Source organism: Streptomyces sp. NPDC060366 (assembly GCF_042725135.1).
GTDB lineage: Bacteria > Actinomycetota > Actinomycetes > Streptomycetales > Streptomycetaceae > Streptomyces.
Map to the genome: position 1 here is coordinate 124,910 of NZ_JBHXDC010000011.1, position 20,139 is coordinate 145,048.

20 protein-coding genes are annotated in these 20,139 nt (G+C 70.5%); 11 read left to right on the top strand and 9 right to left on the bottom strand.

Annotated features, from left to right (window positions below; all coding sequences use genetic code 11):
- Positions 1 to 96 precede the first annotated feature (96 nt).
- Positions 97 to 780, top strand: a complete 684-nt coding sequence (locus ACFWHU_RS25455) for an ArsR/SmtB family transcription factor (RefSeq protein WP_387227411.1) — start codon at positions 97 to 99, stop codon at positions 778 to 780.
- Entirely contained in the window at positions 777 to 2,195 is a 1,419-nt protein-coding gene (locus ACFWHU_RS25460) for an MFS transporter (RefSeq protein ID WP_387227413.1), read from the top strand. Before ACFWHU_RS25455 ends, ACFWHU_RS25460 begins: the two co-directional genes overlap by 4 nt.
- A gap of 117 nt (positions 2,196 to 2,312) precedes the next feature.
- Here ACFWHU_RS25460 and ACFWHU_RS25465 read toward each other — a convergent pair whose 3' ends face one another.
- The gene (locus ACFWHU_RS25465) at positions 2,313 to 3,092 is read right to left on the bottom strand and encodes an SDR family oxidoreductase (protein WP_387227415.1); all 780 of its coding nucleotides are present in this window, start codon (positions 3,090 to 3,092) and stop codon (positions 2,313 to 2,315) included.
- A gap of 206 nt (positions 3,093 to 3,298) precedes the next feature.
- Here ACFWHU_RS25465 and ACFWHU_RS25470 point away from each other — a divergent pair, with 206 nt between their 5' ends.
- The gene (locus tag ACFWHU_RS25470; protein WP_385802855.1) at positions 3,299 to 4,579 is read left to right on the top strand and encodes an aromatic acid exporter family protein; all 1,281 of its coding nucleotides are present in this window, start codon (positions 3,299 to 3,301) and stop codon (positions 4,577 to 4,579) included.
- Between the two features lie 181 nt (positions 4,580 to 4,760).
- On the opposite strand, the gene ACFWHU_RS25475 is transcribed toward ACFWHU_RS25470, so the two are convergent.
- A complete protein-coding gene (locus tag ACFWHU_RS25475) occupies positions 4,761 to 5,168 on the bottom strand; it encodes a MerR family transcriptional regulator (RefSeq protein WP_387227417.1) in 408 nt (135 codons plus the stop codon).
- Between the two features lie 82 nt (positions 5,169 to 5,250).
- Between ACFWHU_RS25475 and ACFWHU_RS25480 the strand changes: the two genes are divergently transcribed.
- Both ACFWHU_RS25480 and ACFWHU_RS25485 read left to right on the top strand, forming a co-directional pair.
- On the top strand, positions 5,251 to 6,351 hold the full coding sequence (locus tag ACFWHU_RS25480) for an alkene reductase (protein ID WP_387227419.1): 1,101 nt from the start codon (positions 5,251 to 5,253) through the stop codon (positions 6,349 to 6,351).
- A gap of 30 nt (positions 6,352 to 6,381) precedes the next feature.
- Positions 6,382 to 6,714: a DUF6191 domain-containing protein gene (locus tag ACFWHU_RS25485; RefSeq protein ID WP_387227421.1), complete on the top strand. Its 333-nt coding sequence runs from the start codon at positions 6,382 to 6,384 to the stop codon at positions 6,712 to 6,714.
- A 34-nt stretch (positions 6,715 to 6,748) separates the two neighbouring features.
- Here the strand turns inward: ACFWHU_RS25485 and ACFWHU_RS25490 are convergent, their stop codons facing one another.
- A complete protein-coding gene (locus ACFWHU_RS25490) occupies positions 6,749 to 7,903 on the bottom strand; it encodes a lactonase family protein (RefSeq protein WP_387227423.1) in 1,155 nt (384 codons plus the stop codon).
- 217 nt (positions 7,904 to 8,120) lie between these two features.
- Positions 8,121 to 8,975: a hypothetical protein gene (locus tag ACFWHU_RS25495; RefSeq protein ID WP_387227621.1), complete on the bottom strand. Its 855-nt coding sequence runs from the start codon at positions 8,973 to 8,975 to the stop codon at positions 8,121 to 8,123.
- 477 nt (positions 8,976 to 9,452) lie between these two features.
- Here ACFWHU_RS25495 and ACFWHU_RS25500 point away from each other — a divergent pair, with 477 nt between their 5' ends.
- The 5 genes from ACFWHU_RS25500 to ACFWHU_RS25520 all read left to right on the top strand — a co-directional run bounded on the left by ACFWHU_RS25500 (position 9,453) and on the right by ACFWHU_RS25520 (position 13,714).
- Complete coding sequence (locus ACFWHU_RS25500; RefSeq protein WP_385802847.1) at positions 9,453 to 10,538, top strand: N-acetylmuramoyl-L-alanine amidase; 1,086 nt, start codon at positions 9,453 to 9,455, stop codon at positions 10,536 to 10,538.
- Between the two features lie 243 nt (positions 10,539 to 10,781).
- The gene (locus tag ACFWHU_RS25505; protein ID WP_385802845.1) at positions 10,782 to 11,459 is read left to right on the top strand and encodes a TMEM175 family protein; all 678 of its coding nucleotides are present in this window, start codon (positions 10,782 to 10,784) and stop codon (positions 11,457 to 11,459) included.
- 100 nt (positions 11,460 to 11,559) lie between these two features.
- Positions 11,560 to 12,330, top strand: a complete 771-nt coding sequence (locus ACFWHU_RS25510) for a hypothetical protein (RefSeq protein WP_387227426.1) — start codon at positions 11,560 to 11,562, stop codon at positions 12,328 to 12,330.
- Positions 12,327 to 13,007 carry a DUF4166 domain-containing protein gene (locus ACFWHU_RS25515; RefSeq protein ID WP_385802842.1) on the top strand — a complete coding sequence of 227 codons (681 nt, stop codon included), beginning with the start codon at positions 12,327 to 12,329 and terminating at the stop codon, positions 13,005 to 13,007. The genes ACFWHU_RS25510 and ACFWHU_RS25515 overlap by 4 nt, the downstream gene beginning before the upstream one ends.
- Complete coding sequence (locus tag ACFWHU_RS25520) at positions 13,004 to 13,714, top strand: TetR/AcrR family transcriptional regulator (RefSeq protein ID WP_385802840.1); 711 nt, start codon at positions 13,004 to 13,006, stop codon at positions 13,712 to 13,714. The genes ACFWHU_RS25515 and ACFWHU_RS25520 overlap by 4 nt, the downstream gene beginning before the upstream one ends.
- A 32-nt stretch (positions 13,715 to 13,746) precedes the next feature.
- Here ACFWHU_RS25520 and ACFWHU_RS25525 read toward each other — a convergent pair whose 3' ends face one another.
- Positions 13,747 to 14,142 (bottom strand): GNAT family N-acetyltransferase, encoded by a 396-nt coding sequence (locus ACFWHU_RS25525; protein ID WP_387227430.1) that lies wholly within the window; start codon positions 14,140 to 14,142, stop codon positions 13,747 to 13,749.
- A 176-nt stretch (positions 14,143 to 14,318) separates the two neighbouring features.
- Between ACFWHU_RS25525 and ACFWHU_RS25530 the strand changes: the two genes are divergently transcribed.
- A complete protein-coding gene (locus ACFWHU_RS25530) occupies positions 14,319 to 14,684 on the top strand; it encodes a nuclear transport factor 2 family protein (RefSeq protein ID WP_387227432.1) in 366 nt (121 codons plus the stop codon).
- Positions 14,685 to 14,702: 18 nt separating this feature from the next.
- On the opposite strand, the gene ACFWHU_RS25535 is transcribed toward ACFWHU_RS25530, so the two are convergent.
- The 4 genes from ACFWHU_RS25535 to ACFWHU_RS25550 are packed head-to-tail and all read right to left on the bottom strand — an operon-like array spanning position 14,703 to position 20,024.
- Entirely contained in the window at positions 14,703 to 15,665 is a 963-nt protein-coding gene (locus tag ACFWHU_RS25535) for a carbohydrate ABC transporter permease (protein ID WP_387227435.1), read from the bottom strand.
- 7 nt (positions 15,666 to 15,672) lie between these two features.
- Entirely contained in the window at positions 15,673 to 16,674 is a 1,002-nt protein-coding gene (locus ACFWHU_RS25540) for a carbohydrate ABC transporter permease (RefSeq protein ID WP_387227437.1), read from the bottom strand.
- Positions 16,675 to 16,698: 24 nt separating this feature from the next.
- A complete protein-coding gene (locus ACFWHU_RS25545; protein ID WP_387227441.1) occupies positions 16,699 to 18,009 on the bottom strand; it encodes an extracellular solute-binding protein in 1,311 nt (436 codons plus the stop codon).
- Positions 18,006 to 20,024 (bottom strand): glycoside hydrolase family 2 protein, encoded by a 2,019-nt coding sequence (locus ACFWHU_RS25550; protein WP_387227443.1) that lies wholly within the window; start codon positions 20,022 to 20,024, stop codon positions 18,006 to 18,008. The genes ACFWHU_RS25545 and ACFWHU_RS25550 overlap by 4 nt, the downstream gene beginning before the upstream one ends.
- Between the last annotated feature and the right edge of the window lie 115 nt (positions 20,025 to 20,139).

Here is a 20,139-nt window from a genome sequence, read left to right on the forward strand (position 1 = left end):
GTGAGGGTGCGTGCGGGGAATCCCAAGATCTGTTCGCAAAGAGATATTCGCGAAGAAGTCTTTGCGAAGAACTGTTTGCGGTCTAGTCTGCTCCGCATGACGGATTCCGACAGCACCCCTCACGGTCCCAAGCACGAGTCGAACACGGTCGTCCTGGACGCGAAGGGACTGCGCGCCCTGGCCCACCCGGTACGTGTCCAACTGGTCGGGCTGCTGCGCAAGCACGGCCCCTCGACCGCCACCCGGCTCGCCGAGCGGCTCGGGGTCAACTCCGGTACGGCCAGCTACCACTTGCGCCAGCTCGGCGACGCCGGGTTCGTCGAGGAGGACGCGGAGCGCGGCAACGCGAGGGAACGCTGGTGGCGCGCTGTCCACCAGTCCACACGGTTCACCGAGCCCGAGCTGGCCGAGCGGGAGCCCGAGGCCGCGTTGGCCTATCTCCAGTCGGTCGCCGCCGCGTACACCCTGCGCACGCAACGGGCGCTCAGCGAGCTCCAGACGCTCCCCGACCAGTGGCGCGGCACCTTCGACATCAGCGACTGGCCGCTGCGGCTGACGCCCGAGGAGACGGTGAATCTGCGGGACGAACTGCACGCGCTCCTCGCGCGCTACCGCTCGGACAGTCCGGAGACGGCGGCCGAGGCGCCGGAGGGAGCCGAGCGCGTCTCCGTGATCGCCCAGATCCTGCCCGAGCTGGACACCCCGGACGGCGATTCCGCCGATGCCGCCCCCGCGAGCGACCCGGCGCCCGCACGGCGTCGGGGAATGGAGACCTGGTGAAGCGAACGGGGTTGCGGGCGAACGGTACTGACGTCGCGTCAGGGCGACGTAGCTCGCTGCCGCTCGTCGGCGTGCTCACCGCGATGGCGGTCTCGTTGACCGGTACGCGGGTCTCGGCCATCGCCCTGCCGTGGTTCGTGCTCGTCACCACCGGCAGCGCGACCCAGACCGGGCTCGTGGCCTTCTGCGAGATGGCGCCCTACGTGGTGGTGAAGGCGTTCACCGGACCGCTCGTGGACCGGGCCGGACCGCGGACCATATCCTGGACGACCGACCTCATCAGCGCCGTCGCCGCCGTCGCGGTGCCAATTCTGCACGGCGCGGACCGACTCTCGTTCCCCCTGCTGCTCGTGCTCGTCGCGTTGATCGGCGCGGCGCGCGGGCCGGGCGACCTGGCCAAGGACGTCATGGTCCCCGAGGCCGCCGACCACGGGCGCGTACCTCTGGAGCGGGCCGCCGCCTTCGCCGGTGTGACCGAACGGCTCGCCTCCACCGTCGGACCGGCGGCGGGCGGCGCCCTGATCGCGCTTCTCGGTCCGCTGCCGGGGCTGACCGTCAACGCGGCCTGTTTCGCGCTCGGTTCGGTGATCATCGCGCTGGTGCTGCCACGGGGGATGGGCCGGCCGGCCGAGCATGTTCCGTCGCCCAGGGACGACTCCGATCCGTCCGCGGAACCGGGCTACTGGCGGCGGTTCGGCCAGGGCTTCACCTTCCTGCGCGGTGAGCCGCTGCTCCTCGCGATCATCATCATGGTCGCGATCACCAACCTCCTGGACGCGGCGTTCAGCTCTGTGCTCCTCCCCGTCTGGGCAAAGGAGTCCGGCAACGGACCGAGCGCCATCGGTCTGTGCGCGAGCGCGGGCGGACTCGCGGCGATCGGCGGCAGCCTGATCGCGGCGGCCGTCGCGCACCGGATGCGCCGACGGCTGGTGTTCTTCGGCGGATTCCTCCTGGCGGGCGCGCCACGCTGGCTGATCCTCGCCTCGCCCGCACCCCTGTGGGCCGTGGTGGCCGTGTTCGCGGTAGGAGGCTTCGGCGCCGGATTCCTCAACCCCATTCTGGCGGCGGTCAGTTACGAACGCGTGCCCCGCCGCCTGCTGGGCCGGGTCAAGGCCCTCAGCGGATCGCTCTCCTGGTCCGGAATCCCGCTCGGTGGGCTGATCGGCGGCGCGGCGGTTGCCTCGTTCGGACTGGCGCCGGTGCTGCTGGCGGGCGCGGCGGCGTACTTCCTCACGACGAATCTCACCGGACTGCGCCCGGAATGGCGGGAGATGGACCGCCTGCGCGGCAAGGGCCGGGCGCCCGACGCCCAGTTCACCCCACCACCGGCGGACCCCAGGCCGGGCCCGGGACCGGCGAACTCGGACCCGGACTCAGGACCGGACCCGGAGCGTCTCGCGCTCTCCGAGCGGTGAACGTTCTCGTACCGCGCCCGCCGCCCCTCTGAGCTCGCGCGAATGACCTTCGACGAACGAGAACGCGATCGAGCAGTGGAACGCCTCCGCCACGCGCGAGGCGATGGAAGCGACGGTTCAGTGCGGCCGATCACCCTGTTGGCCACGCCCGCTTTGGCGCTGGTGATCCAGCCACTCGTCGAAGGTGGTCGGCGCGATACGGGCGTTCTCACCCGGCAGCAGCACATTGCCCGCCATCTCCGGCCTGAAGACCGCCGACCAGCTCGGCACGAGCTTCACCGTGTGCCCGCGTGCCTCGTTGGTGCGCCGTGCCATGTCCACCAGGTCCTGCGGATCGGGACCGACGACCTCCACATACCGCCCCCGTGGCTCGCCCGTCACGATCTCGGCGAGGACGTCGGCCACATCGGCGGGCGCGATCGGCTGTACGAGCAGGGGAGCGACCGTGGCGACACCGTCCTGCTCGGTCCAACTCGCCACCATCGCGGCGAAGTCGTGGAACTGCGCGGCCGGGACGATCGTCCACGGCACCGGACCGGCGGACACGAGACGTTCCTGCTCCCGCTTGCCCGCGTAGTGCGCGTTGCCTTCGACGCGGTCGACACCGGCGATCGAGAGCAGCACATGGTGCCGGACACCGGCCCGCTGCCCGGCGGCGAGCAGATTCCCGGTGGCGGCGTGGAAGTACGCGACCGTACCGGCCCGGTCCGCCGCCGGGCTGTTGGTGACGTCCAGGACCGCCTCGACGCCGGTCAGCGCGTCATCGAGCCCCTCACCCGTCGACAGGTCCACGCCCAGGGAACGGCTGACGCGTACGACGTCGTGGCCGCCCCGTTCGAGGGCGGCCACGGTGAGGGCCCCGATGTTCCCGGTCGCGCCGGCGACTGCGATCCGCATGATGCTCGTCCTCTTCTCTCGATCCCGCGCGGACAGTAACAGGGGGCAAGCGCGTCGGTGGCGAAGCTCGCGCGGCGCTACGACCTGCCGGGCCCCAGGCCTGACAGGGACGAGGACAGGCACGGCGTGGCCACCGATGGCCTTCGCGGCACCGGTGCCGCGTGTCGTACGGACTCCGCGCGGGGTCTGTGGGCAGGGTGCTGCTCATGAGACTGCGGGGCGCGGGCGACGACGACAGGGGTGGCTCCGCGCGCGGGGCGTTGACAGCGGTCGTCAAGTTGCGGAACGACGTGACCATCACACAGACGCTGCGCTCGGCGGTTGCCGCGACGCTCGCCTACATCGTCGCGCTGTGGCTCAGCACCGAACCCGCGCCGCTGACGGCGCCGCTCACCGCGCTGCTCGTGGTGCAGGTGACGCTCTACTCCACCCTCACCACCAGCTTCCGCCGGGTGAACGCCGTCGTCGCCGGCGTGCTGATCGCCATCGCGTTCAGTGTGCTCGTGGGGCTGTCGTGGTGGAGCCTGGGACTGATCATCCTGGCTTCCCTCCTGGCAGGCAGGCTCGTCCGGGTCGACGAGTTCGTTCCCGAGGTCGCGATCAGCGCCATGCTCGTCCTCGGCGTGACCCACGCGGCGAACACCGCCTGGGACCGTGTCCTGGAGACCCTGATCGGCGCGGTGGTCGGGCTCCTGTTCAACGTGCTGTTCGTGCCGCCGGTCTGGATCTCCGCCGCGGGCGAGTCCATCGAGGACCTCGCCCGGCAGATGCGCCGGCTGATGCGCGACGTCGGCGAGGAACTGACCACCCCCACCCCGGTCGAACGCGCCGCGGCCCGGTTGTCGGAGGCGCGGCGGCTCGACCACGGCATCGCCGAGGTGGACGCGGCGCTGCGCCAGGCCGAGGACAGCCTGCGGCTCAACCCGCGCGTCAAGGAGGGACTCCTGCACCGGGTGGTGCTCCGTACCGGCCTCGACACGCTGGAGATCTGCGCGGTCGTACTGCGCGTGCTCACCCGCACCATCACGGACCTCGCCAAGGAGCGGGAGGAGGAGAACCTCTTCACGCCCGAGGAGGGATCCGGCCTGGAAGAGCTGCTGTCGCAGGTCGCCGACGCGCTCGTCAGTTTCGCCGTGCTGGTCACCACACAGACGAGCGAGGCCGCCGAGGCGGCGGAGGACCGCCTCGCGGGCGATCTGAGCGCCGCCGGGGCGAGCCGCGAGCGGGTGGCGCATCTGCTGCTGGAAGGCGTACAGCGGCACCCGAGACAGTGGCAGCTCCACGGCGCGCTGCTGTCGGAGATCGACAGGCTGCTCGACGAACTCGACACCGATCACCGCTCCCGCCGGCTGATGGAGGAGCTGGACAGAGCCACCCGGGAACAGCGCGAACGGTATCCGCGGTACACCGCGTTCACGCAGTGGCTGCGGGGCCTGAAACGGCCCCGACTACCGAGCCGACCGAGACTGAAGCGCCGGGATGGCTAGGGCCTGTCGTTCGGATCTTGCCGGGCTCGCGTCCCTGGCACGCACGCCCGCCGCGTTGTCGTCGGTCGCCAACGCTCCGCGTTGTCTCCCTCCTCCGCCTTGCGCTCGCACGCACCAACGCGGACATCAGCCGCTGGCGCGGCGGGCGCTCCCTGATCCGGCCTGATCCAAACGACAGGCCCTAGCCCGTCCGGGCCCCGCTCCGGGTCGGGGGGCGACCGGCGGCCGACGGCGAATCGGACGCCGCCGTGATGACGTCGTCCAGCACCTCGCGCGTACGCATGAGTTCGGCGATCTGCTGGTCGATCCTGGCCCGCTGCCGCGTCAGGTCTGCCACGAGCCACGGCGTCGCGGCCTCCGACGGGCCCCCGTCCTCGTCCCGCATGCACGGCAGCAGTTCGGCGATCTTCCCGCTGCACAGCCCGGCGGCGAACAGCTCCTGGATACGGATCACCCGGTCGACCGCCCGCTCCGGGTACGTACGGTGGCCCGAGGGCGTGCGCTCGGCCGCGAGCAGTCCCTGTTCCTCGTAGTAGCGCAGCGAGCGTTCGCTGACGGCGGTACGTCTCGCCAGTTCGCCGATCTTCACGCGTCCTCCCGGGGTCCGCACCGTCGCGGTGGCGGTGGCGGTGGTTGAACCTGACACCAGTGTGAGGTCTTACCGTCCCGCCATGACGAAAACGACGCTGCTCGCCCCGTATTCCCTCGGCCCCCTCCATCTCCCCAACCGCATGGTGATGGCCCCCATGACCCGCTACCGCGCGGCCGTGGACGGCACCCCCCTGCCGGTCGTCGCCGACCACTACGCGCAGCGTGCCGGCGCCGGCCTCATCGTCACCGAGGGCATCTGGCCCAGCAGCCGCGGCCAGAGCGGCTGGCGGCTCCCCGGCCTGGAGACCGGGGCACACATCGAGGGCTGGCGTGCGGTGACCGACGCGGTGCACGCCGCCGGGGGCCGCATCATGGCCCAGCTGATGCACGGCGGCCGGCACGGCCACCCGCTGTCCCGGATCGACGGGGACGTACCGCGCGGACCGTCCGCGGTACGGGTACCCGGCCCCGTCCATGTACGTGACGGCGGCAAGGCCGACCCCCTCCCGCCGCGCGAGATGACGCGCGACGACATCCGGCAGGCCGTCGACGACCACGCCAAAGCGGCGGCGAACGCCATGGCGGCGGGCTTCGACGGGGTCGAACTGCACGGCGCCAACAGCTACTTGATCCACCAGTTCCTCGCCGACAACACCAATCTCCGCACGGACGGGTACGGCGGTACGACCGAGGGCCGGATCCGCTTCCCCGTCGAACTGGTCACGGCGGTGGCGGACACGATCGGAGCCGGTCGGACGGGGCTGCGGCTCTCCCCGGGCAACCCCCAGTTCGGCATGGCCGAGGCCGACCCGGCCCCCGTCTACCGCGCACTCCTCGACTCGGTCGACCCTCTCGGTCTGCTCTATCTCCACCTCACCGACAACGACAGCTACCCGGCACTCGCCGACCTGCGGCCCCGCTGGCACGGCCCGCTCATCGCGAACGTCGGTGAGAACCACGACCCCACGACGCGTGAGGCGGGAGAGACGGTGCTCGCCGACGGGCTCGCCGACCTCGTCTCGTACGGCAGGTCCTTCATCGCCAACCCGGACCTCCCCGAACGCTTCGCCTGCGGCGCCCCGCTCAACGCCGTCGACGAGCGGCACCTCTACACGCACGGCGCCGAGGGCTACACCGACTACCCGGCGCTGACCCAGGGCCTCCGGGCGGTCGGCACATGACGCCACGCGAAGCGCGGGCGATACTGACATATGGAATTCGCCGTCTTCATGACTCTGCCCGGTCTGGTCATCCTGCTGACCGCGCTGGCCTTCGTCGATCAACTCCTGCTGCGCGCCGGCCGGGCAGGCATCCTGCCGTGGCGGAACGCCGCCCGGCAGGGACAGGTCTCGACCACCGGCTTCGAGATGCTGCACGCGAGCCTCTCGCCGGGCAAGCAGAGCGAGTTGAAGGAGCGCCGGTCGGCGCTGCTGATGCGGGACGACGAGGAGGACGGGGCTCCGCCGAACCGGACGACGGTGGATCTGGACGGCGGCACGGCGGTCGTACGGATACAACCGGGACGGCCGGACCGCCCGAACTGACCGGCCGGTCCGGCGAATCCTCGTCGCGGAGCGTTCAGAGCGGAAGTACGCAGACTGCCACCGGTGACGCGAACGGGGCGCCGGCCGCGGCCAGTTCGCCACTGTCCTGGTCGACGTGGAAGACGGAGACGGCGTTCGACCGCTGATTCGCGGCGAACAGCAATGTCCCGTCGGGTGAGAGGGCGAGCTGCCTCGGGTAGTCACCCCCGACGGGCACCGTGCCCAGCAGTCGCAGACCGGCGCCGTTGTCCTCGACGGCGAAGCGGGACAGGCTGTTGTGCCCCCGGTTGGCGAGGAGGACGAAGGCGCCGTTGCCCGTGATCACGGGCTGGGAGGGGAAGCTGCTGCCCGCGCCGCCCGCGCCGGTGGGCAGCGGGTCGCCGGGGGTGAGGGTCCCGCTGCCGGGGTCGTACGCGCAGACGGCGATGGTGTTGTTCAACTCGTTGGCCAGATAGGCGAATTGGCCCGAGGGATGGAAGACGAGATGCCGCGGCCCGGCTCCCGCGGGGAGCCTCGCGTACGAGACCTGGGTGAGCGTGCCCGCCGTCTCGTCGAGACGGTAGGTGTAGACGCTGTCGGTGCCGAGGTCGACGGCCAGCACATGGGCGCCGTCCGGGCTGGTGACGATCTGGTGCGCGTGCGGGCCGTTCTGGCCGGGGGCGGGGGCGGGCTCGGTATGGGTGACCAGATCGGTGCGCTCGCCGAGCGCGCCCGACGCGTCGATTGGGTGCACCGCCACGTTGCCGGAGCCGTAGTTCGCGCTGAGCAGCCACCGACCGCCGGGATGGACGGACAGGTGGCAGGGCGACGAGCCGCCGGTGCCGCGTGTGCCGAGGACCGTGTGGTCGCCGTTCTCGCCCAGCGCGATCGCGGTGACGCCGCCCTCCTGGCGCTCGTTGACCGCGTACAGGGTGCTGCCGTCGGGGTGTACGGCGAGATACGAGGGGTCGCCGACGCCTTGGAGCGTGCCGGTGCCGGTGATGGCGCCGGTGCCCGTGTCGTACGAGGCGAGCCCGATGCCCGTACCGCCGCTGGAGGTGTATGTGCCGATGAACAGCGTTCCTGTGGCGCGCAGTTGTCGGGTGCGCGCCGCGACTCCGGCCGCGTGAGCGGTAGTTGGCGTGGCTCGGGGCGTCGTGGCCGTCGCCGTGGCGGGTACCGCGACCGTCGCGACGGCTGCGGCCACCATGCCGATGACCTGACGGCGGCTCGGGCCGCCTGTGGACCTGGCGGCTGTCGCGGCCGCTCCCGCGCCTGAAGCCGAATCCTCGCCTGAGGAGGACATTCTTGTGGGGTCGTTGCTCATGCCGGGCACCTCGGATGACTCGTGGGGGGAGTGCTTGCCGGTGTTGTCGCACTCACCCTGTCGCCATCCCGCCCCCGTCGGCAAGGCCCCGTCGGCGGTGTCAGTCGCGGAGCGCCAGGGCATCCCCCATCACGATCACCGGCCGCTTCGCCGGGTCCAGCAGGCGCAGGAGTTCGACCATGTGCGTTCTCGACAGCGAGACACACGCCTGGGTGGGGCCCTTGTGGTCGACATGGATCCAGACACCGCCGCCTTTGCCGAGGCCCATCGGGCGCTCCTTGTTCAGCGGCGTGGTCCCCGGCGTGCGGTTGTAGTCGATGGCCACGACGTAGTCGAAGGAACCCTCCAGCGGCTCGCCCAGGAAACCGGTTCCGGGCGCTTCGAAGTCGCTGTCCTCGTCGTAGGGAAGCCGGGACCCGGGATCGGGCAGCCGACCGCCGGCGTCGCCGAGTGTGAAGACACCGATCGGCGACCTCAGGTCGGAGGCCCGGTGGTCGCGGGTCCAGCCGCGCAGCGCGTTGTGCGCGGGCCAGCGGTTGGTGACGGGCTGCCAGCCGGTGTCGGCGTCCCGCTCGTACAGCGCGACTCCGGACCGCGGTGAGTCCCGGCCCTCGCCCGTGACGACGAAGGCCTGGCGGGCGGAGACGGGGATACTGGCGCGGGTGACCGGACCGAGGCCCGGGATCTCGCGGACCAGCGACGCCTCCACCGGGCCACCGGCGACCCCACGGGCCGCCGCCCCGTTCGCCGAGCCCTGACGCCGCTCAAGACGTCCGTTCCCCGGCTCACCCCGCGCCGCGTTCCGCTCCGCCGGGTTTCCTTCGGCCGATTTGCTCTCCGTGATCCGGCTCTCCGGCACCTGCTGCGCGCATCCGGAGAGAAGCAGGGACGTACAGAGCGAGGTGAGGGCCAGAGCACCTCTGGCGCCGTGGAGAGCGCGGGGGAGGAGGAGCATGTCGAACCTTTCGTGGGCGTGGGCGGGCGGCCCGTCCTCGTCCGCCGCGTTTCTCTGCGCCATGAAACGCGATCATCGTGTGATCCGACCGCCACGAGATACGCGACCAGACACAGACCCTGCGATTTCCCCCGTTCTGCCTAAGACGGCGTCGGATGTGCACGTGGAAGCATGCCTTCCGCTTCGCAGCCGGGCTGTTCCCCGGTTTCCGTCATTGGTGCGAGCAAAGGCGGTCGAGGGTGATTGGTCGGCCCGCGGGCGATTCGTGAACGCGCGTAGTTTCAGGCAGCCGAAAGAGCGTCAGATTGGTTGCCCGACAGGGTTGTCGAGGACATGGCGGAATTGCTTGTCTTGACGGGTCGTGCATCGTGGGCGCGCCGCGACTCCGCCCCACCGGAGTGGCCAACCCTGCTGCGCGGCATGCCTGTTGTCGTTGAACCCGGGAGATCGTTCCCCCCACTTCCCAAGGAGATCGACATGGTTGCCAATTCAGGACCCGGCCGTCGTACGGTGCTGAGAGGCGGTCTGACCGCCACGGCGGTCGGCGCGCTCGGGCTCGCCGCGACCGGGTCGGCGAACGCCGCCCCCGTCCGCCCGGCGGCCCGTTCACCGCTCGCCGCCGCCGAGCCGCGTATCTACAGCACCGCCGAATGGGGCGCGCGGCCCCCGAACCAGCAGATCGTCGTGCTCGACCGGGTGCCGACCTACATCGTCGTGCACCACACGGCGGAGCCCGGCAACAGCGAGGACTACTCGCTGGAGCACGCGATGGAGATCTGCCGGTCGATCCAGAACTTCCATATGGACGGCCAGGGTTGGGGTGACTCCGGCCAGCAGTTCACCAACTCGCGCGGCGGCTTCATCCTCGAGGGCCGGCACCAGAGCCTCGACGTCGTACGCGGTGGTACGCAGCACGTGCAGGGCGCGAACGTCGGCGGCCGGAACAGTGAGGTCATCGGTATCGAGAACGAAGGCCTCTATACGGAGGTCGACGTACCCGCCGCGCTCTGGGGCTCCCTCGTCCAGCTCGTCGCCTGGATCGCCACCCAGTACGGGCGCCCGGTCACCGACATCATGGGCCACCGCGACTTCAACTCCACCGAGTGCCCCGGCGGTGTGCTCTACGGCAGGCTCCAGGAGCTGCGCGACGCGGTCGCCGGCGCACTGGGCGTCGCGCCGGCCGACCGGCCTTCCGTCTGGCCGCTGCTGCGGCCGGGAGCGGCCGGTCCTCAGGTGCGTGCCGCGCAGTACCTGCTGCGCGCCCGCGGCTTCGCGGACGTGCCCGTGGACGGCGTCTTCGGCTCGGCCACCAAGCGCGCGGTGGTCAAACTGGCCGACGTGCACAACGTCGAGAAGCACACCTGCGCGGCCATGACCCGCAGCCGTACGGACGAGACCGGCTACCTCGGCTCCGACATCTGGCCCCTGATCACCCCGAAGGTCAGGGCGGGCGAGAACGCCGATGTCGAGAAGGCGGTGACCACCCTGCACCGTGCCGGCGCTGACCGGGCCCACTCGGCCGGCGTCCTCACCGCGACGGACTGGAAGCAGCTCCTGGCCTGACCCCGCGTGACCCTTCGGCGGCAGGAGTCACTTCCTGCCGCCGAAGGCTTTTTCACGGAAGGACCGCACTTCGAAGGGCCGGTACGTCGCGGCGGCGCCGGGCGGCGGCCGTCGGCACGCTGACGGAGATCCTGGCCCGGACGTGCCAGGGCGTGTCCTGTGGATCGGGGAGTCCGTTCGTGGCCCACTCGTCACGTTCCTGTTCCCGTCTCTCTTCCTGGGCACGTCCCTTCCGGAGCCGCTATGAAGACCCTGACCGAAGAGGCCCGCGACGAACGGGGCGTCGGGCGCCTGTTCACCCTGTGCGACGGAGTGTTCGCCATCGCCATGACGCTGCTCGCCCTCGACCTCCGGTTGCCCGACCTCGGCAAGCACCCCGGCGACGCCGCGCTCCGGCAGGCCCTCGTCGATCTGGAGCCGCGCTATCTCTCGTTCCTGATCAGCTTCTACGCGATCGCGAGCTACTGGCGGCGGCACCGCGCCGAGATGCGCACGGTCCGCGTCAGCCCGCCGGGACTCGTACGGCTGACGATGTTCCTTCTCCTCACGATCGCCGTGCTGCCCTTCGTCTCCAACGTCCTCGGCTCCTACGGAAATCAGGCCGGGATCGCCGTGGCCGTGTACGCCGGGGTGAATGTGATCGCGGCCGGAACGCTGCTGGTGATCAGGTGGGTGGTCGACAGGCATCAGCCTCCTGGGGAGGTCGCGAGTGAGCACGGACGGTACGAACTCTGGTTCGACCTGGCCGCGTTCGCGCTGGCCGTTCCGTCGGGGTACGTCTTTCCGGGCAACGGGCCACAAGCGCTGATCGTGCTCCTCGCGCTGAGCGGCGTCGCCTCGTTCGTAACCCGCCACCTCCTGAAGAGGCGGAGGGACGCCGGGGCGCCGGCTCGGGACGTGTTCCCCGGATCCCACTCTTGAGCGACTGCTCAAAGTCCTGCTACTTTCAGTTGAGCAGTCGCTCAACAGCAGCGCTCAACAGCAGCGCTCAACAGCGACAGGGCAAGGGTCGGGGGACGGAATGGGGCTGTACGTCGAAACACGCGTCCGTGCGGACATGGAGACGCTCTGGGAGCGGACGCAGGACCCGGCGCACCACCAGCGGTGGGACCTCCGCTTCTCGGAGATCGACTATCTGCCGCGCCCGCCCGGTGAGCCGCAGCGGTTCCGCTACGCGGTCCGGGTGCTGCCCTTCCTCACCGTCTCCGGCACCGGCGTCAGCGCGGGGGAGAGTGGCGGGGCGGACGGACGCCGCGTCTCCGTACTGAGGTTCGCATCGCCGCACCCCCTCTCCCTCCTGGCGGAGGGCAGCGGGTACTGGCGTTACGTGCCCACGTCCGACGGCGTCCGCTTCCTCACCGGCTACGACTACCGCCCTCGTTGGGGACGCTTGGGCGCCGTCGCCGACAGGTGGGTGTTCCGGCCGCTGATGGGGTGGGCGACGGCCTGGTCCTTCGACCGGCTGCGGCTCTGGTGCGAGCACGGGGTCAGCCCGGCGCGATCCCTCGCCCACGCGGTTGGCGAGTTGGTTGTCCGGCTGATCGCCGTTCCGGGCGTGGTCGCCGTACTCACGGCGTCCGGCACCGGCGGGGCGGACGGGGCGGCGTCATGGGCCCTGCCCGCGGTCGTCGCGCTCGCGTCGGCCGCCCTGCTGCTTCTCCTGCCCCCGCTGCCCCGCACCCCGGCCGCCAGGCGCTGTCTGCGTACGCCACCGGGCCGCCCGACGTCAGCGACGTCGGCCGCGTCCGCGTCGGCCGCCCCCGCCCTTCTCGCCACACTGGAGCGACCGTGACCTCGATCTTCCGCCTCGCGATGGGCGACGACTTCGACCGGCTCCACCCCCAGTTGCGACGGCGCTTCTCCGTCGGCCTCGACAGCGGCGAGGCCTGCCTCGGGCGCGGCGTGATGGACCGCATCTGGCACGGACGCCCCTTCGTCAAGCCGTTCCTCGCGCTCGGCGCCGCCCGCAACATCCTCGTCCCGCGCACCGGCCGCCGTATCCCGTTCACCATCGAGAACGTCCCGTACACCGACGCCTACGGCCGTGAGACCGTCACCTTCGTACGGACCTTCGAACTGGCGGGCGGGGAGCGCCGGTTCGACGCCACCATGATCTACAGCCCCGAGCGCGACTGTGTCCTCGACTACCTCGGCACGCACCAGCACCTCGCCAGCGATCTGCACCCGACCGCCGAACCCGACGGTTCCCTGCTCATCCGGTCGGGCCAACACCGCTTCCGCGAGGGGCCGGTGGACACGCGCGTGCCGGAGCTCATAGGAGGCGACGCCGAGGTACGTGAGTCCTACGACGACGCGGCCGGCTGTTTCCGTATCCGCGTCAGCGTGACCAACCGGCGCTTCGGCCCGCTCTTCGGGTACGAGGGTGCCTTCGCCGCCACATACGTGCCCCTGCGCTCCTACGGGCTGCGCGCCGGCCTGCGTCCGGTACGGGAAGAGGCCCGCGCATGAGCGAGGATCCGGATTCCCGGGGCACCGCCCCGCGTGGCAAGGGGACCAAGGGCGGTGACAGCAAGAGCGGTGGCAGGAGCCGGGACACCAGGACGAAGCTGCTGGAGGGAGCGCTGCGTACGCTCACCGAGCAGGGCATCGCCCGTACCTCCGCCCGTACGATCGCCGCCGCGGCCGGCGTCAACCAGGGCCTGGTCTTCTACCACTTCGGCTCCGTCGACGAACTCCTCGGTGCCGCCTGCCACCACGGCGCCGAGCAGCGGGTCTCCCGCTACCGCGCCCGGCTGGCCGCCGTCACCTCCCTCGCCGAACTCCTCCAATTCGGCAGGGAGATGCACGCCGAGGAACGGGCCGCCGGCCATGTCGCCGTCCTCGGCCAGCTGCTCGCCGGAGCCCAGACCCAGCCCCGCCTCGCCGACGCGGCCCGGCGCGGACTGCAACTGTGGATCGACGAGATCGAGAAGGTCCTGGAACGAGTGCTGACCGGTACTCCCATCGCCGATCTCACCGACTCGGCGGGCCTCGCCCGCGCCGTCGCCGCGTCCTTCGTCGGACTTGAGCTGTACGAGGGCGTCGACCAGGAGGGCGCGGGGCACGCTCTCGACGCACTGGAGCAACTGGCCGTACTCGCCTCGGTCCTGGACGAACTCGGCCCGCTGGCCCAGCGTGCGGTACGGCGGCGGCTGCGGAACACCGCGCAGAACTGAGGCACCCGCCAACCGCCGGCCGTCGAGAGGAGTCAGAGCGCGACCAGACCCGCCGCGGTGGGCCGGAATCCGCAGGCGTCGGTGTAGAAGGAGCGCAGGTGGTCCTCGTAGTCGACGTGCAGCCACTCGCAACCGGCGGCGCGGGCGCCTTCCGTGGCCCTGGCGACGAGCGCCGTGCCGACGCCGCGCCCCCGACAGCTCCGGGCGACGACCGTGTCCAGGAGGAAGGCGTGCTCCCCGCCGTCCCAGGCGACGTTGACGAAGCCGACGAGCCGGCCGGCCTCCCACGCGCAGACCCACCCGAGGCTGTGCCGACGCAGCCGTCCCGCCCGGTCGACGGGAGTCCGCGGCTCACCGAAGCCCTCGGCGTGCAGGGCGCCGAGCGCCGCGTTCTCCACGTCGCCCCGCCATTCGTAGATGATCGCCATGGCGCGATCGTAGGGTGAGCATTCGGACAGCGGCCACAACTCCCGTGCCGGGCAGGACTCTTCGGCGGACCGCCGGGCCGTCCAGCAGCCTTGCCGTGCCGTCATTACCCCGCGGGTAATCGACGTCCTCCCGGCGCCGCGAAAGGGTGGTGACCAGACGACGAGAGGAAACCCAGATGTCCCTTCACGACGACGCTGTCGCACGCTACTTCGCCGCCTGGAACGCCGCCGACGAGGACCTGGAGAAGGCCGTCGCCGACGCCTTCACCGAGGACGGCACCTACACCGACCCGCTGGTCGAGGTCGCCGGGCACGCCGGAATCACGGCCGCCATCCGGGGAGCCCACCAGCAGTTCCCGGGCTTCGACTTCACTCCGACGGGCACTCCCGACGCCCACCACAACCTGATCCGCTTCACCTGGGATCTCGTCTCGCGGACCGACGGCTCGGCGCCCGCCGCGGGCTTCGACGTCGTCACCCTCGCCGAGGACGGTCGTATCAGTTCGGTGAGCGGTTTCCTCGACCGGCTGCCGGGCGCCTGAGACCCTCCCCGCGGCCGCTCACTGGCCTCCGAGCCCGGTCGTGGCGACGGACTTGACGATCTGCCGCTGGAAGAGCATGAAGACCACCAGCAGCGGAATCGCGGCGAGCACGGACGCCGCCGACGCCTGGGCGTTCTGGAGGCCGTAGGAGTCCTTGACGCTCGACAGTCCCACAGGCAGCGTCATCAGCGTCGGGTCGCTGGTGATGATGAACGGCCACAGGAAGTTGTTCCAGGTGGTGATGAAGACGAAGATCGACACCGCGGCGAGAATCGGCCGGGACAGTGGCAGTACGACGCTGACGAAGATCCGCACACTGCCGGCGCCGTCGATGCGGGCCGCCTCCTCCAACTCCCGAGGCACGGCGTCGAAGAACTTCTTCAGGATGTAGACCATGACCGGCGCCACCACCTGGGGCAGAATCACCGCCGCGTAGGTGTCGACCAGGTTCATGGCCAGCATCTGCCGGAACAGCGGCACGATCAGGATCTGCGGCGGCACCAGGATCGACGCGACGGTGACGGCGAGCAGCGCCCGCCGGCCACGGAAGAGCCCACGGGAGAGCGCGTACGCCGCCAGCGCGGACACGACGACCGTCAGGACGGTCACCGCCACCCCGATCAGCAGGCTGTTGAGCGCCCAGGCGGGCAGGTTCCCCTGGGCGAAGATCTCCCGGTACGCCGCGAGTGTGAAGCCGCCGGCCGGTATCCAGTCGCCGGCGGCCGAGCTCGCGTCGACCTCCGACTTGAAGGAGGTGTCCACCCCCCAGGCCAGTGGCAGCAGCCAGACACCGGTCATCAGGATCAGCGCCAGCACGGACAGGACCCGGGGCAGGAGACCCGCGCCCAGCATGGGGTGCCAGCTCCGCCCGGCCCCTACGCCGGGCGGCAGGCCGCCGCCACGGCGCCTGCGCGCCACCTCCCTCGGCATCGTGCTGCGACGTGGTCCGGACGACTGGGATGCGAGTGCGTCGGTACTCATGACCGGATCAGTCCTCCCTGCGCGAGAAGATCTTGAGTTGGGCGAGGGAAAGGATCAGGACGACCGCGAAGAAGACGTACGACACCGCCGACGCGTAGCCCAGCCGGTAGTTGGTGAAGCCGGTGTCGTAGATGTACTCGAGGATCGGCCGGGTGGATCCGGCCGGTCCGCCCTTGGTGAGCAGATAGATCTGGTCGAACACCTTGAGGGAGGCCAGTACTTGCAGGACCGCGATCAGCCCCGTCGTACGGCGCAGCTGCGGCAGCGTGATCGACCACAGCCTGCGCCACGCGCCCGCCCCGTCGAGGGCCGCCGCCTCGTAGAGATGGTCCGGGACGGACTGGAGCGCGGCGAGGTAGAGCAGGAAGTTGAAGCCCACGGTCCACCAGAGCGTGAGGAGCGCGACGGACCACATCGCGTACTTCTCCTCGACCAGCCAGCCGATCCCGTCGACGCCGACGGCCTTCAGCATGGTGTTGAAGAGGCCCAGTTCGGGCTGGTAGAGCATCCCCCACACCTGGGTCACGACCGCCACGGGCAGCAGGTACGGGGCGAAGAAGGACAGCCGCCAGATCCACTGGCCGGGCAGGCCGGTGTGCACGAGCAGGGCCATGACCAGCGCGAAGAGCACCAGTGGTACCGACGAGAGCAGGGTGAACCAGGCGGTGTTGCCGAGGCTCTGCCAGACCTCGCTGTCCCTGAAGGCTTCGGTGTAGTTGTCCAGTCCTGCGAACGCGCTGTCGCCGTGGCCGGTGAGACTGGAGTCCGTGAGGCTCATCCACAGTCCGAAGCCGAGAGGCACGACGAGGAAGAGAACGAAGAAGACCAGGAACGGTACGACGAACGGCCAACCGGCGCCTCTCGACGCGCCTCCTCCCGACCTGACGCCTCCCGGCGCGCTCTCTCCTGAGGGGCCGCCGCCACCCGGCACACCACGTCGCCGGCGTTTCGCGGAGGGCCGGGTTTCGTCCACGGCGGCCGGGCCGCCGACGGTGGGCACGCTGCTCATGGCCGTCGCTCCTTTCCTTCGCGATCAGGCCGGATTCGGCTTGGACAGAAGCGTGTTGATCTCCGACTCCATCTTCCGCACGGCGCTGCGGGCGGACGCCGACCCGGTCAGGGTCGGCTGGAGCGCCTGGCACATCCGGTTCTGGAAGTCGGAACCGGAGCCGCTGAACCAGGCCTGCGGATCGAGGACCGGGTGGTCGGCCGCGGCGGCGTACTCAGCCTGCGGGTGCAGCCCGGCGTATTCCTTGGACTCGACGACCGGCCGATACGCCGGGATGTGGCCGGCCTCCGCCCACGCCAGACTGGACTTGAGCAACTCGGCGACGAACTGGTGTGTACGACGACGCCGGTCCGGATCCGCATCGCTCTGGTGGGGGAGCACCAGGGAATGGCTGTCGGACGCGGCGCCGGGCCGGTCGAAGAAGGTGGGGAACGGAGCCGCGCCGAGGGTGTCCTTCTTGGCCGTACGGAAGGTGTTGAGCTCCCACTCGCCCGAGAAGATCATCGGGGACTGGCCGTTGGCGAAGGCGGCGATCGCGGTGGTGAGGTCCATCGTGCGGCAGTCGGGCCGCACGATGTCCGCCATGAACTCCACTGTTTCCGCGGCCACTTCACGGTCGATCTCCAGTCGGCTGCCCGAGAGGTCGAAGGTGGCGCCGGTCTGGTTGAACAGGGTCCAGAACATGCGCCAGCCCATGGCGGCGTCGGTGACATGACCGAAGAGCGGACCGAGCTTTCCGTGGTCCTTGCGGAGCTTCTCGGCGAGTTCGAGATAGTGCGCGGCCGACTCGAAGGGGAGGGGTTGTCCGTCACTGTTCAGCAGCCCCGACCTGTCCATCATGTCGCGGTCGAAGTAGATGATGAACGGGTGGGTGTCGAGGGGGATCGCGTAGGGCTCGCCCTCGTACAGACAGCGTTTGAACACCGTCTCGTTGAGGTCCTCCCGGCGGACGCCGAACTCGGCCAGCAGATCCATGTCGAAGGGGTCGAGCAGACCGCCGGGGGCGTAGCCGGGCAGCCGGGTGAGATGGAGGATCGCCAGGTCCGGTGAGCGTCCGCCGGCGGAGGCCATGGCGAGTTTGGTGTAGTACGGAGGTCCCCACTCCAGGACCGTGCTCCTGACCTTCAGTCCCGGTGTGCGGCGCTCGATGTCACGGGTGATGTCCTTCATCAGCGCGCCGTCGGGTCCCTGGAAGAGATTCCAGTACTGGATCCGGTCGGTGTCCGAGACGCTGCCGGTGACCGATCCGCAGGCGCTCAGCGCGGGGGCCAGGGCGGTCGCCCCGGCGCCGTACAGCGCGCCTTTCAGCACCCGGCGCCGGGACGGGCCGTTCACCGCTCGGCCCTGCCGTCGCCGTCGTCGCCCGGGGCTCCGCCGGCCGGATCCACGGACGCCGGATCCACGGACTCGGGGTCTTCGAACGCCGAGTCCTCGGAAGCCGGTTCCTCGAAGGCCGCTCGACGCTCCTGTGCCGCGCGCAGCCGCCCGACGTCGAGCTTCGGCGTACGGTCGAAGCGGTAGACCCCGTTCTGCTCCTGGAACACGTCGGTGAGCTGGGTGTAGCAGTAGCCGAACATGTACGGATCGTCGAGCAGCACCCCGGTGAGCCCGGCGAAGCGCTGCTGGAACTCCTCCTCCGTACGCGGGCGTTGCCCGTAACCCCACGAGACGCTGCGGTCGGCGTCGTCCGCCGCGGCGTCGTTCTGCGGGCCGTCGCGGTGGGCGGCGGCCTCTTCCGGGTTCCACCAGATGCCGCCGAACTCGCTGCAGAAATAGGGCTGTCCGCGGTACGGCAGCGACCACACGGCGTCCGTGTCCCGCTCGTCCGGGTTGATGAACGGGGCGTCCTTGTCCAGGCCCGCCATCTGGGCGCGGAAGAGGCTGGGGTCCTGTTCGTAGCTGTGCGAGTCGTACACGTCGGTCTCGGCGACCCGGTGCGAGTAGCCGGACGCGTCGATGACGGGCCGTGAGCGGTCGGCGGCCTTCGTCGCGAGGAACATCGACCTGGTGACGTCGTCCAGGACGGTCTGCCGGTCGTGGAGCTTCTGGTGGGTCTCGTTGAGCGGGCACCAGCCGACGATCGAGGGATGGGAGTAGTCGCGCTCCAGCGCCTCCAGCCACTGCGCGGTGTATCCGGCGGTCGGCCGCTGGTTGTCCCTGGTGGTGGTGCCGCTCGCGCAGCCCCAGTCGCCGAACTCGCCCCATACCAGATAGCCCAGCCGGTCGGCGTGGTGCAGGAACCGTTCCTCGAAGACCTTCTGGTGCAGCCGGGCGCCGTTGAAGCCCGCGGCGAGCGAGAGTTCGATGTCGCGTACGAGGGCGGCGTCGTCGGGCGCGGTCATCAGCCCGTCCGGATACCAGCCCTGGTCGAGTACGAGCCGCTGGAAGACGGGGCGCCCGTTGAGCAGCAGCCGTTTGCCGTCGATGGCGACCGACCGCAGTCCCGCCGTGCAGACGGCGGAGTCGCTCACGCACCCGGCCGCGTCCACCACCTCGATCAGCACCGAGTAGAGATGCGGATCGCGCGGACTCCACGGCCTGCGCCGGCCGGCGGGGACGGCCAGCACCATACGGGGCGCCAGATCGAGATCGGCGGGTACGTCGGCCCGTACGACGGCGTCGCCGTCCGCGTCGCGGAGCGTGGCGCGTACGCGGTGCCCGGGACGGTTGGCGGACAGCGGCAGTTCGAGGTGGAACGCGCCCGAGCCGAGGTCCGGGGTGATACGGGGACGGTGCAGATGGACACCGGCGACCGGCTCCATCCACACCGTCTGCCAAATACCGGTCGTACGGGTGTAGTTGCAGGCGCTGTTGGCGTACTCGACGGACTGTTTGCCGCGGGCCTGCGGACCGTGCGGGGTGTCCCTGGCCCGTACGACGATGACGACCTCCTGGCCGTCGTCGCCCGGTTCCCTGCCCCCGCCCGCGACATCGCCGAGGTCGACGGTGAAGGAGGTGAAACCGCCGCTGTGCCGCCCCACTTCACGTCCGTCGGCCCACACCGTCGCGTCGTGGTCGACGGCGCCGAAGTGCAGGAGCACACGCCGTCCCGCCCAGTGCGCCGGGACGCGCACCGTACGCCGGTACCAGACCGCGGGATGGAAGTCGGGGTCGCCGATGCCCGACAGCTCGGACTCGGGACAGAAGGGCACGGTGATCCGGCCGTCGAGCTCCTGATGGAGCAGTCCGCGTTCCAGACCGCTGTCACCGGGGTCGAACGCGAACTGCCACGTGCCGTTGAGATTCCGCCACTCCTCGCGCACGAAGCCGGGGCGCGGATATTCGGGTCGCGGGACGGTGTTCGACTGGTCGGACGAAGTGGCGGTCGGGTCGGTGGGGGGCTGTGGCATGGCGTCTCCGGTCAGGGACGAGGCACGGAAGAGGCACGTGAGTGGCAGCGGGGAGGCTGGGCTGACGTGTGCGGCCGGACATCGATTACATCGATGTAAAACCCTGGATGTAAAT